The 11,759-nt window shown below is 51.1% G+C and carries 13 protein-coding genes and 1 pseudogene; 8 read left to right on the forward strand and 6 right to left on the reverse strand.

What is annotated here, in order from left to right:
• Nucleotides 1-53: 53 nt before the first annotated feature.
• A complete protein-coding gene (ygfZ, locus tag ABZJ92_RS06625) occupies nt 54-1,034 on the reverse strand; it encodes a tRNA-modifying protein YgfZ (RefSeq protein ID WP_000886062.1) in 981 nt (326 codons plus the stop codon).
• A 242-nt stretch (nt 1,035-1,276) separates the two neighbouring features.
• On the opposite strand from ygfZ, the gene sdhE reads away from it, so the two are divergent.
• On the forward strand, nt 1,277-1,543 hold the full coding sequence (gene sdhE, locus ABZJ92_RS06630) for an FAD assembly factor SdhE (RefSeq protein WP_000354052.1): 267 nt from the start codon (nt 1,277-1,279) through the stop codon (nt 1,541-1,543).
• On the forward strand, nt 1,524-1,931 hold the full coding sequence (locus ABZJ92_RS06635; RefSeq protein ID WP_000244767.1) for a protein YgfX: 408 nt from the start codon (nt 1,524-1,526) through the stop codon (nt 1,929-1,931). The genes sdhE and ABZJ92_RS06635 overlap by 20 nt, the downstream gene beginning before the upstream one ends.
• Nucleotides 1,932-1,970: 39 nt before the next feature.
• On the opposite strand, the gene fldB is transcribed toward ABZJ92_RS06635, so the two are convergent.
• Nucleotides 1,971-2,492, reverse strand: a complete 522-nt coding sequence (gene fldB, locus ABZJ92_RS06640; RefSeq protein WP_001055867.1) for a flavodoxin FldB — start codon at nt 2,490-2,492, stop codon at nt 1,971-1,973.
• Between the two features lie 111 nt (nt 2,493-2,603).
• Here fldB and xerD point away from each other — a divergent pair, with 111 nt between their 5' ends.
• The 5 genes from xerD (at nt 2,604) to lysS (ending at nt 8,690) form a co-directional block, all read left to right on the forward strand.
• A complete protein-coding gene (xerD, locus tag ABZJ92_RS06645) occupies nt 2,604-3,500 on the forward strand; it encodes a site-specific tyrosine recombinase XerD (RefSeq protein WP_000806987.1) in 897 nt (298 codons plus the stop codon).
• A gap of 24 nt (nt 3,501-3,524) precedes the next feature.
• Nucleotides 3,525-4,235, forward strand: a complete 711-nt coding sequence (gene dsbC, locus ABZJ92_RS06650) for a bifunctional protein-disulfide isomerase/oxidoreductase DsbC (RefSeq protein WP_000715213.1) — start codon at nt 3,525-3,527, stop codon at nt 4,233-4,235.
• A gap of 5 nt (nt 4,236-4,240) precedes the next feature.
• Complete coding sequence (gene recJ / locus ABZJ92_RS06655) at nt 4,241-5,974, forward strand: single-stranded-DNA-specific exonuclease RecJ (RefSeq protein ID WP_000813187.1); 1,734 nt, start codon at nt 4,241-4,243, stop codon at nt 5,972-5,974.
• Between the two features lie 90 nt (nt 5,975-6,064).
• Nucleotides 6,065-7,163, forward strand: a protein-coding gene (gene prfB, locus ABZJ92_RS06660) for a peptide chain release factor 2 (RefSeq protein WP_001701073.1) whose coding sequence is annotated in 2 segments (ribosomal slippage) — nt 6,065-6,139 and nt 6,141-7,163 — 1,098 coding nt in all. Because the reading frame shifts where the segments join, the coding sequence is not laid out codon by codon here.
• A gap of 9 nt (nt 7,164-7,172) precedes the next feature.
• Entirely contained in the window at nt 7,173-8,690 is a 1,518-nt protein-coding gene (lysS, locus tag ABZJ92_RS06665; RefSeq protein WP_000003068.1) for a lysine--tRNA ligase, read from the forward strand.
• A gap of 42 nt (nt 8,691-8,732) precedes the next feature.
• Here lysS and idi read toward each other — a convergent pair whose 3' ends face one another.
• Complete coding sequence (gene idi / locus ABZJ92_RS06670; RefSeq protein ID WP_001192802.1) at nt 8,733-9,281, reverse strand: isopentenyl-diphosphate Delta-isomerase; 549 nt, start codon at nt 9,279-9,281, stop codon at nt 8,733-8,735.
• 54 nt (nt 9,282-9,335) lie between these two features.
• Between idi and ABZJ92_RS06675 the strand changes: the two genes are divergently transcribed.
• The gene (locus ABZJ92_RS06675) at nt 9,336-9,407 is read left to right on the forward strand and encodes a hypothetical protein (protein ID WP_128567310.1); all 72 of its coding nucleotides are present in this window, start codon (nt 9,336-9,338) and stop codon (nt 9,405-9,407) included.
• Here ABZJ92_RS06675 and yqfG read toward each other — a convergent pair.
• The 3 genes and pseudogenes from yqfG to ABZJ92_RS06690 all read right to left on the reverse strand — a co-directional run.
• Nucleotides 9,404-9,529, reverse strand: a complete 126-nt coding sequence (gene yqfG / locus ABZJ92_RS06680) for a protein YqfG (RefSeq protein ID WP_001010156.1) — start codon at nt 9,527-9,529, stop codon at nt 9,404-9,406. The two genes, ABZJ92_RS06675 and yqfG, sit on opposite strands and share 4 nt — an antisense overlap.
• Nucleotide 9,530: 1 nt before the next feature.
• Nucleotides 9,531-10,979: a urate/proton symporter UacT gene (uacT, locus tag ABZJ92_RS06685; RefSeq protein ID WP_005105789.1), complete on the reverse strand. Its 1,449-nt coding sequence runs from the start codon at nt 10,977-10,979 to the stop codon at nt 9,531-9,533.
• A 500-nt stretch (nt 10,980-11,479) separates the two neighbouring features.
• Nucleotides 11,480-11,683 (reverse strand): annotated as a pseudogene (locus tag ABZJ92_RS06690) (IS1 family transposase); the annotation flags it as partial.
• Nucleotides 11,684-11,759: the final 76 nt, after the last annotated feature.

Below are 11,759 nucleotides of genomic sequence, written 5' to 3' on the forward strand. Positions count from 1 at the left end.
TAAGACGCGTCAGCGTCGCATCAGGCGATAAATGCCTGATGCGATACAGAGATTTACTCTTCGAGCGAATACGGCAGCGGCTCGATATGCAGTGTATTCGCATCGTCGCGTACGCGGAAGATGCTGTCCGGTTCCATATCGTTATTCATGACGACCTGTACCACGACCTGACCATCTTCCAGTTTTACCGCAGCCAGCACCGTACCGGTACGACGCCAGTTCTCGCCCATTTTCAGCTCTAAGTCTTCACCAGCTTCCGGCAGTCGGCTGGCACTACCTGCCAGCAACCAGAGCGCGCGTTTGTTGGCACCACGGAATTTTGCTCGCGCCACCATCTCTTGTCCGGTATAACAGCCTTTCTTAAAGCTGATACCGCCCAGCGCCTGGAGATTGGTCGCCTGTGGGATAAACTGCCCGCTGTTGGCGGCATCAATCACCGGGAAACCAGCTTCAATGTTTAATGCCAGCCACTGTTGGCTATTGTTCAGTTCCGCTTCACCGCGCAGTTTATCGGTCAGCATATTAGCAGTAGCTTCATCGGTTACGATCAGGAAACGTTCTGCCGGGTGTTCAAACCATAGCAAAGTGGTCGCGCCTTCTTTGACTACCTGTTTTTCTTTCGAAGGCAGTTCGCTAAAGAGATTTGCCAGCGCGGCGCGCGCCTGAAAACCGGCAACACCAAGCAGCACACGCTCGTCGTCTGGCGCGATGGTCACTTTAGAGAATACCGCATATTTTTTCAGTTCAGTCAGCTGCGGTTCACGCACGCTGCGCCGTTCAATCCATGCAAAGCCATCGCCGTCGCGGAACAGACGTAAATTGCTCCACATTTTACCTTTGGCGTCGCAATGGGCGGCGAGCAGGTGCTGATCTTCTGCCATCTGGCTGACATCTGCTGTCACCTGACCCTGCATATATTTTTCGCTGTCCGCGCCAGTAATGGTGGCAAGCGCCCAGTCATCAAGCGTCATCAGCGTCAGCGGTAAACGGGCAGAAGCCGTAGGCTGACGTGGAGGAAAAGGTGTAAAAGCCATAATAGAGTCCTGAGTTGCTTAACGGCGTATTAATGACTAATGGTAAAAGAGCTATGAGGCAATGCAAGTGCTTTCACTACGCGATCTGTGCCTTCTGCGAGGCGACTGCCAAAAAAATGAAGCCCTTGAATTGTTGTGAATTAATTTCGCGATCGCGATGGTGTTTACTGATATTCCCGTAAAAGAAGTCGAAAAACACGTTACAATAGCCGGGTACTGGATTTTCGTGAGACAGGAAGAAGATGGACATTAACAACAAAGCCCGAATTCATTGGGCATGCCGCCGTGGTATGCGCGAACTCGATATTTCAATCATGTCGTTTTTCGAACATGAGTACGACAGCTTAAGCGATGACGAAAAACGCATCTTTATTCGTCTGCTGGAATGTGACGATCCGGACCTGTTTAACTGGCTGATGAATCACGGTAAACCGGCCGATGCAGAACTGGAAATAATGGTCCGACTCATCCAGACACGGAACCGGGAACGTGGTCCTGTGGCAATCTGATTTGCGCGTCTCCTGGCGCGCACAGTGGCTTTCCTTGCTGATTCATGGGCTGGTTGCCGCTGTTATTTTACTCATGCCCTGGCCGCTCAGTTACACCCCGTTATGGATGGTGTTACTTTCGCTGGTGGTATTTGATTGCGTTCGCAGCCAGCGGTGTATTAATGCTCGCCAGGGGGAAATTCGCTTGTTGATGGACGGGCGTTTGCGTTGGCAAGGGCAGGAGTGGAGCATCGTCAAAGCACCGTGGATGATTAAGAGCGGCATGATGCTGCGTTTACGTTCTGATGGCGGTAAACGGCAACATTTATGGCTGGCAGCCGACAGCATGGACGAAGCCGAATGGCGGGATTTACGGCGGATTTTGTTGCAACAAGAGACGCAAAGATAAAGATGACGGCAAAGCATATGCGCTAAGCCGTCAGTGAGATCAGGCGTAATGCTCTGCCATTTCGTTGAGGATTTGCTCGCACCAGCTCTGAATACGCTCGTCGCTAAGGTCATACTGGTTAGTTTCATCCAGCGCCAGACCCACGAACAGTTGCCCGTCAGCAATCACCGGTTTCGGGCTGGTAAATTCATATCCTTCCGTTGGCCAGTAGCCGACGAACTTCACGCCTTTGGTCGAGAGTTTGTCATGCAGCATACCGAGCGCATCGAGGAACCACTCGCCGTATCCCAGTTGATCGCCAAGCCCATACAGCGCAATAATTTTACCTTCAAGGTTCAGGTCGTCGAGCTGATCCCAGACGGCTTCCCAGTCTTCCTGGATTTCACCAAAATCCCAGGTCGGGATACCCAGAATGAGCACATCGTACTGCTCCATTAATTTCGGGGAGTCGTCCTTGAGGTTATGTAAGGTCACCAGTTCTGGGCCGATAATATCGCGGATTTTTTCTGCCGCCATTTCGGTGTAACAGGTGCTGGAACCGTAAAAAAGACCCATATTCATAACGTAAGCTTCTCGATTCTGCTGTGGCTTTTGCAGCTAGTGTATCAGAATCGCTTTAGTCACGGCACAATAAGGCATAATGGATCAAATGAGTGACCATAAGGGGCGCAAGTGAAACAGGAGCTGGCACGCATCGAGCAGTTTCTTGATGCTCTGTGGCTGGAAAAAAATCTGGCTGAAAATACGTTGAACGCTTACCGTCGCGATCTGTCAATGATGGTGGAGTGGTTGCATCACCGCGGGTTGACGCTGGCGACGGCGCAAAGTGACGATTTGCAGGCATTACTGGCAGAACGGCTGGAGGGCGGGTATAAAGCCACCAGCTCAGCGCGTTTGCTGAGTGCAGTGCGCCGATTGTTCCAGTATCTTTATCGCGAAAAGTTTCGTGAAGACGATCCCAGTGCGCATCTCGCTTCACCGAAATTGCCCCAGCGTTTGCCAAAAGATTTAAGCGAAGCGCAGGTCGAACGTTTATTACAGGCGCCATTAATTGATCAGCCACTGGAGCTACGCGATAAAGCCATGCTTGAAGTGTTGTATGCTACCGGGCTGCGTGTCTCTGAACTGGTCGGGCTGACAATGAGTGATATCAGCCTGCGTCAGGGCGTAGTGCGGGTCATTGGTAAAGGCAACAAAGAGCGCCTGGTGCCGTTAGGGGAAGAGGCGGTTTACTGGCTGGAAACCTATCTGGAACATGGGCGTCCGTGGCTGCTGAATGGTGTGTCAATTGACGTGTTGTTTCCCAGCCAGCGTGCGCAGCAGATGACGCGACAGACCTTCTGGCACCGCATTAAACATTATGCCGTGCTGGCGGGTATCGACAGCGAAAAGCTGTCACCGCATGTGTTGCGTCACGCTTTTGCCACTCATTTATTAAATCATGGTGCGGATTTACGCGTGGTGCAGATGCTACTGGGCCACAGCGATCTTTCCACCACGCAAATTTATACGCATGTCGCTACCGAGCGTCTGCGGCAACTTCATCAACAGCATCACCCGCGGGCGTGATGTCTGAAAAGAACGGGAAGATTTATGAAGAAAGGTTTTATGTTGTTTACTTTGTTAGCGGCGTTTTCAGGCTTTGCTCAGGCTGATGACGCGGCAATTCAACAAACGTTAGCCAAAATGGGCATCAAAAGCAGCGATATTCAGCCCGCGCCCGTAGCTGGCATGAAGACAGTTCTGACTAACAGCGGTGTGTTGTACATCACCGATGATGGTAAACATATCATTCAGGGGCCAATGTATGACGTTAGTGGCACGGCTCCGGTCAATGTCACCAATAAGATGCTGTTAAAGCAGTTGAATGCGCTTGAAAAAGAGATGATCGTTTATAAAGCGCCGCAGGAAAAACACGTCATCACCGTGTTTACTGATATTACCTGTGGTTACTGCCACAAACTGCATGAGCAAATGGCAGACTATAACGCGCTGGGGATCACCGTGCGTTATCTTGCTTTCCCGCGCCAGGGGCTGGACAGCGATGCAGAGAAAGAAATGAAAGCTATCTGGTGTGCGAAAGATAAAAACAAAGCGTTTGATGATGTGATGGCAGGTAAAAGCGTCGCACCAGCCAGCTGCGACGTGGATATTGCCGACCATTACGCACTTGGCGTCCAGCTTGGCGTTAGCGGTACTCCGGCAGTTGTGCTGAGCAATGGCACACTTGTTCCGGGTTACCAGCCGCCGAAAGACATGAAAGAATTCCTCGACGAACACCAAAAAATGACCAGCGGTAAATAATTCGCGTGAAACAACAGATACAACTTCGTCGCCGTGAAGTCGATGAAACGGCAGACTTGCCCGCTGAATTGCCTCCCTTGCTGCGCCGTTTATACGCCAGCCGGGGAGTACGCAGTGCGCAAGAACTGGAACGCAGTGTTAAAGGTATGTTGCCCTGGCAGCAACTAAGCGGTGTCGAAAAGGCCGTTGAGATCCTTTACAACGCTTTTCGCGAAGGAACGCGGATTATTGTGGTCGGTGATTTCGACGCCGACGGCGCGACCAGCACGGCTCTAAGCGTGCTGGCGATGCGCTCGCTTGGTTGCAGCAATATCGACTACCTGGTACCAAACCGTTTCGAAGACGGTTACGGCTTAAGCCCGGAAGTGGTCGATCAGGCCCATGCCCGTGGCGCGCAGTTAATTGTCACGGTGGATAACGGTATTTCCTCCCATGCGGGAGTTGAGCACGCTCGCTCGTTGGGCATCCCGGTTATTGTTACCGATCACCATTTGCCGGGCGACACATTACCCGCAGCGGAAGCGATCATTAACCCTAACTTGCGCGACTGTAATTTCCCGTCGAAATCACTGGCAGGCGTGGGTGTGGCGTTTTATCTGATGCTGGCGCTGCGCACCTTTTTGCGCGATCAGGGCTGGTTTGATGAGCGCGGCATCGCAATTCCTAACCTGGCAGAACTGCTGGATCTGGTAGCACTGGGGACAGTAGCGGACGTCGTGCCGCTGGACGCTAATAATCGCATTCTGACCTGGCAGGGGATGAGTCGCATCCGTGCCGGAAAGTGCCGTCCAGGGATTAAAGCGCTGCTGGAAGTGGCAAATCGCGATGCACAAAAACTAGCCGCCAGCGATTTAGGTTTTGCGCTGGGACCGCGTCTCAATGCTGCCGGGCGACTGGATGATATGTCCGTTGGTGTGGCGCTGTTGCTGTGCGACAACATCGGCGAAGCGCGCGTGCTGGCAAATGAACTCGATGCGCTAAACCAGACGCGAAAAGAGATCGAACAAGGAATGCAGGTTGAAGCCCTGACCCTGTGCGAGAAACTGGAGCGCAGCCGTGACACGCTACCCGGCGGGCTGGCAATGTATCACCCCGAATGGCATCAGGGCGTTGTCGGTATTCTGGCTTCGCGTATCAAAGAGCGTTTTCACCGTCCGGTTATCGCCTTTGCGCCAGCAGGTGACGGTACGCTGAAAGGTTCCGGTCGCTCCATTCAGGGGCTGCATATGCGTGATGCGCTGGAGCGATTAGACACACTCTACCCCGGCATGATGCTCAAGTTTGGCGGTCATGCGATGGCGGCGGGTTTGTCGCTGGAAGAGGATAAATTCGAACTCTTTCAACAACGGTTTGGCGAACTGGTTACTGAGTGGCTGGCCCCTTCGCTATTGCAAGGCGAAGTGGTGTCAGACGGTCCGTTAAGCCCGGCCGAAATGACCATGGAAGTGGCGCAGCTGCTGCGCGATGCTGGCCCGTGGGGGCAGATGTTCCCGGAGCCGCTGTTTGACGGTCATTTCCGTCTGCTGCAACAGCGGCTGGTGGGCGAACGTCATTTGAAGGTGATGGTCGAACCGGTCGGCGGCGGTCCACTGCTGGATGGTATTGCTTTTAATGTCGATACCGCTCTCTGGCCGGATAACGGCGTGCGCGAAGTGCAACTGGCTTATAAGCTCGATATCAACGAGTTTCGCGGCAACCGCAGCCTGCAAATTATCATCGACAATATCTGGCCAATTTAGCGTCATCTTCTCTATAAAAAAGAGCGTGGATTGGGTACAATCCCGCTCTTATCACCGCATTTTGACTAGCTCAATAAAAGAAATCAGACCATGTTTGAAATTAATCCGGTAAATAATCGCATTCAGGACCTCACGGAACGCTCCGACGTTCTTAGGGGGTATCTTTGACTACGACGCCAAGAAAGAGCGTCTGGAAGAAGTAAACGCCGAGCTGGAACAGCCGGATGTCTGGAACGAACCCGAACGCGCACAGGCGCTGGGTAAAGAGCGTTCCTCCCTCGAAGCCGTTGTCGACACCCTCGACCAAATGAAACAGGGGCTGGAAGATGTTTCTGGTCTGCTGGAACTGGCTGTAGAAGCTGACGACGAAGAAACCTTTAACGAAGCCGTTGCTGAACTCGACGCCCTGGAAGAAAAACTGGCGCAGCTTGAGTTCCGCCGTATGTTCTCTGGCGAATATGACAGCGCCGACTGTTACCTCGATATTCAGGCGGGGTCTGGCGGTACGGAAGCACAGGACTGGGCGAGCATGCTTGAGCGTATGTATCTGCGCTGGGCAGAATCGCGTGGTTTCAAAACTGAAATCATCGAAGAGTCGGAAGGTGAAGTGGCGGGTATTAAATCCGTGACGATCAAAATCTCCGGCGATTACGCTTACGGCTGGCTGCGTACAGAAACTGGCGTTCACCGCCTGGTGCGTAAAAGCCCGTTTGACTCCGGCGGTCGTCGCCACACGTCGTTCAGCTCTGCGTTTGTTTATCCGGAAGTTGATGATGATATTGATATCGAAATCAACCCGGCGGATCTGCGCATTGACGTTTATCGCGCGTCCGGCGCGGGCGGTCAGCACGTTAACCGTACCGAATCTGCGGTGCGTATTACCCACATCCCGACCGGGATCGTGACCCAGTGCCAGAACGACCGTTCCCAGCACAAGAACAAAGATCAGGCCATGAAGCAGATGAAAGCGAAGCTTTATGAACTGGAGATGCAGAAGAAAAATGCCGAGAAACAGGCGATGGAAGATAACAAATCTGACATCGGCTGGGGCAGCCAGATTCGTTCTTATGTCCTTGATGACTCCCGCATTAAAGATCTGCGCACCGGGGTAGAAACCCGCAACACGCAGGCCGTGCTGGACGGCAGCCTGGATCAATTTATCGAAGCAAGTTTGAAAGCAGGGTTATGAGGAACCAACATGTCTGAACAACACGCACAGGGCGCTGACGCGGTAGTCGATCTTAACAATGAACTGAAAACGCGTCGTGAGAAGCTGGCGAACCTGCGTGAGCAGGGAATTGCCTTCCCGAACGATTTCCGTCGCGATCATACCTCTGACCAATTGCACGCAGAATTCGACGGTAAAGAGAACGAAGAACTGGAAGCGCTGAACATCGAAGTCGCCGTTGCTGGCCGCATGATGACCCGCCGTATTATGGGTAAAGCGTCTTTCGTTACCCTGCAGGATGTGGGTGGCCGCATTCAGCTGTACGTTGCCCGTGACGATCTGCCGGAAGGCGTTTACAACGAGCAGTTCAAAAAATGGGACCTCGGCGACATCCTCGGCGCGAAAGGTAAACTGTTCAAAACCAAAACCGGCGAACTGTCTATCCACTGTACCGAGCTGCGTCTGCTGACCAAAGCACTGCGTCCGCTGCCGGATAAATTCCACGGCTTGCAGGATCAGGAAGCGCGCTATCGTCAGCGTTATCTGGATCTCATCTCTAACGATGAATCCCGTAACACCTTTAAAGTACGCTCGCAGATCCTCTCTGGTATTCGCCAGTTCATGGTGAACCGCGGCTTTATGGAAGTTGAAACGCCGATGATGCAGGTGATCCCAGGCGGTGCCGCTGCGCGTCCGTTTATCACCCACCATAACGCGCTGGATCTCGACATGTACCTGCGTATCGCGCCGGAACTGTACCTCAAGCGTCTGGTGGTCGGTGGCTTCGAGCGTGTATTCGAAATCAACCGTAACTTCCGTAACGAAGGTATTTCCGTACGTCATAACCCAGAGTTCACCATGATGGAACTCTACATGGCTTACGCAGATTACAAAGATCTGATCGAGCTGACCGAATCGCTGTTCCGTACTCTGGCACAGGATATTCTCGGTAAGACGGAAGTGACCTACGGCGACGTGACGCTGGACTTCGGTAAACCGTTCGAAAAACTGACCATGCGTGAAGCGATCAAGAAATATCGCCCGGAAACCGACATGGCGGATCTGGATAACTTCGACTCTGCGAAAGCGATTGCTGAATCTATCGGTATCCACGTTGAGAAGAGCTGGGGTCTGGGCCGTATCGTTACCGAGATCTTCGAAGAAGTGGCAGAAGCACATCTGATTCAGCCGACCTTCATTACTGAATATCCGGCAGAAGTTTCTCCGCTGGCGCGTCGTAACGACATTAACCCGGAAATCACAGACCGCTTTGAGTTCTTCATCGGTGGTCGTGAAATCGGTAACGGCTTTAGCGAGCTGAATGACGCGGAAGATCAGGCGCAACGCTTCCTGGATCAGGTTGCCGCGAAAGACGCAGGTGACGACGAAGCGATGTTCTACGATGAAGATTACGTTACCGCACTGGAACATGGCTTACCGCCGACAGCAGGTCTGGGGATTGGCATCGACCGTATGGTAATGCTGTTCACCAACAGCCATACCATCCGCGACGTTATTCTGTTCCCGGCGATGCGTCCGGTGAAATAAGCATTACGTTATGCTCACAACCCCGGCAAATGTCGGGGTTTTTTATTTAAGCTGGGTAAATGCAGATAATCGTATTCTGGCTTCGCGATTTGTCGCCTGCATCACCATCCACGGACTGAACGCCCACGGCGTGGCATCAATACCGCGTAATACATCAGCTAAATCACACCATTGATAATCCATCACTTCATCATCGTTGATCTGTAACGCACTGGTGGTGCGTGCGGCAAATACCGGACACACTTCATTTTCCACAATGCCTCTCGGATCGGTGGCGCGGTAGCGAAAGTCAGGATAGATAGATTCAGGAGGCGTAATTTCCACGCCAAGCTCATAACGGCAACGGCGGATCACCGCGTCTTCGCTGCTTTCTCCCAGTTGTGGGTGCCCACAAACCGAGTTAGTCCACACGCCAGGCCACGCTTTTTTGCTCAGTGCGCGGCGGGTAACTAATAATTGCCCCTTGGCATTAAACAGCCAACTGGAGAACGCGAGATGTAAGAGGGTGTCTGCCGTGTGTGCGGCATACTTTTCCAGCGTACCCGTGGGAACTCCCTGTGCATTCAATAAAATGACGTGTTCCGTTTGCATAATTTCTCACATGTAATTCTGATCACTCATCATTATAGATAATTGAAGAGTGAAATGATTAACCAAGAGAGCGTTTATCGACAACCGCCCGTTTTGAGCGGATGCCGACAGGTAAAAACCATTTAAAAAAGTAGCATCATATATTTGAAGCGACTTTCAATGGCCATTGCAACACAGTCAGAAATGACAGGAATAGAGAGAGTAAAAAGCAACAACAGACTGAATATAGCGCGCATTAAAAAATTCATATTATTCTCCATGCTCATTTTTCTTCAGCTTGCGCATCAGAAGCCACATACGTACTGTCCTGACTTCTAAATCTTTATCAGAGACGGATTCCTTCACCAGGTCAGCATGATGCTGATAGCCATTAAAGAAGACGTTCAGCACAACGGCGCTAAGGGTTGCGAGCATAATGCCGCTATGTAGCAGCGGTTGCAGTACGGCCGGTAACTTAGAAAAGAAATCGTGAGAGAGCGTCGGAGTCATGCCAACGCCGAGACTGATCGCCACAATATAGAGGTTGTAACGGTTGGTGGTGTAGTTACAGCGCGACAGAATTCGAATCCCTGTCGCCAGTACCATGCCGAACATCACTAGACCAGCGCCGCCCAGCACAAATTGCGGAATGGAGGCTACCAGCACCGCCATTTTTGGCACCATGCCAAACAGGATTAATATAATTCCCGAAGAAATACACACCCAGCGGCTATGAACGCGCATCACGCTAACCAGGCCAACGTTTTGAGAAAATGACGTGTGGGGGAAGCTGTTAAACGTGCCGCCTATCATTGTCCCTACGCCATCGACACGCAGCCCGCAAATAATATCGTGTGAAGAGAGTTTACGACCGACTATTTCACCCAGTGCCAGGAACATCCCCATCGACTCGATAAACACGATGATTAACACGGCAGTCATGGTCAGAATGGAAACGGGATCGAAAATCGGCATACCAAACGACATCGGGGTGACAATCGCAAACCACGAGGCATCATGTAGCCCGGATAAATTGACTTCATTCATCATCCACGAAAGTAAAAAGCCAAATACAATCCCCAGTAATACGGCGACGTTGGACATAAATCCTTTCGCATAGCGAGTAATGAGCAAGATAAAAATTAAGACGGCAAAGGAGATACCTAAATAAACGGGATTACCATATTGCGGATTCCCTTTACCTCCAGCGGCCCAGTCAATACCCACCTGAATGATGCTAAGCCCAATAGAAGTAATAACCACACCGGTAACCAGTGGCGGGAATAAAGGCATCAAGCGACCAATAAGTGGCGCTAATAATGTGGTGATAAAACCCGCGGCGATAGTGGCACCAAATATCCCCAGCAGGCCGATATCCGGGTTCATCCCAATGGCTATCATTGGTGTTACAGCAGCAAAGGTCACCGACATAATCACCGGCAGGCGGATCCCCATAAAGCGGCCGATACCGATACATTGCAATAATGTGACGATCCCGCAGCAAAAGAGATCCGAGCTAATGAGCATCGCAATAGCATCTTTTGAGAGGCCCAGTCGGTCACCAATCATAAGAGGAACAGCGACTGCACCTGCGTACATGACAAGGACGTGTTGCAGACCGAGTATGATCAGCTTTCCTGGTGATAATATGCGGTCAACCTCATCAGTTGGGCGGTCTTGCCCAGAAGATGAGGGAAGTTGGGAATCTATGGCGCTCATCAGTGTTTCTCCTTTCGCCCGCCAGAATAAAAAGCAACCGTTTACGTTAATGAAACTGTCTAAACACATGCTCGTGGAGTGCCAGTTTTTGCGAGGAAGGGGAGTTAGAGACAGGAATTGCGGAGGCAATCACATAATCGTGCTTAAACCACGAAAATGACAAGAGAAACTGACAATGGAATTATCTGTAATTTTCTCATATTGATATTTCATTAATCATTCTGGCATGTCGCACTCTCGCATTTAATCGTTTTTATCTGGATAGCGCTCTTTTGATCGGCAATGTTGAAATAATGAAAGCGGCATAGATTGAGGGGCAATAATTTGAACTCAGTCGCAAAATTATAATTAAAACGGTCATGCTACCTAATATATGCCCGTTTATTGCATCGCGAAATTTGAGAAGACATAACTCATTAAATGAAAGGGATGCAAATGAATACGTTTATCGCTGCTGAAGCTGCGGAATGTATAGGCTGTCATGCGGTAATGACTCCAACTTACTGATAGTGTTTTATGTTCAGATAATGCCCGATGACCTTGTCATGCAGCTCCACCGATTTTGAGAACGACAGTGACTTCCGTCCCAGCCTTGCCAGATGTTGTCTCAGATTCAGATTATGTCGCTCAATGCGCTGAGTGTAACGCTTGCTGATAACGTGCAGCTTTCCCTTCAGGCGTGATTCATACAGCGGCCAGCCATCCAGACTGGCCCCCTGAATCTCCAGACAACCAGTATCACTTATTTAAGTGATAGTCTTAATACTAGTTTTTAGACTA

This window comes from Shigella sp. FJ200513, from assembly GCF_040495915.1.
Classification (GTDB): domain Bacteria; phylum Pseudomonadota; class Gammaproteobacteria; order Enterobacterales; family Enterobacteriaceae; genus ECMA0423.

Bases quoted from the DNA above. Each gene is read 5' to 3' on its own strand.
- dsbC (WP_000715213.1), top strand. From the start codon at position 3,525: ATGAAGAAAGGTTTTATGTTGTTTACTTTGTTAGCGGCGTTTTCAGGC.
- idi (WP_001192802.1), bottom strand. From the start codon at position 9,281: ATGCAAACGGAACACGTCATTTTATTGAATGCACAGGGAGTTCCCACG.
- sdhE (WP_000354052.1), top strand. From the start codon at position 1,277: ATGGACATTAACAACAAAGCCCGAATTCATTGGGCATGCCGCCGTGGT.
- ygfZ (WP_000886062.1), bottom strand. From the start codon at position 1,034: ATGGCTTTTACACCTTTTCCTCCACGTCAGCCTACGGCTTCTGCCCGT.
- fldB (WP_001055867.1), bottom strand. From the start codon at position 2,492: ATGAATATGGGTCTTTTTTACGGTTCCAGCACCTGTTACACCGAAATG.
- lysS (WP_000003068.1), top strand. From the start codon at position 7,173: ATGTCTGAACAACACGCACAGGGCGCTGACGCGGTAGTCGATCTTAAC.
- uacT (WP_005105789.1), bottom strand. From the start codon at position 10,979: ATGAGCGCCATAGATTCCCAACTTCCCTCATCTTCTGGGCAAGACCGC.
- yqfG (WP_001010156.1), bottom strand. From the start codon at position 9,529: ATGAATTTTTTAATGCGCGCTATATTCAGTCTGTTGTTGCTTTTTACT.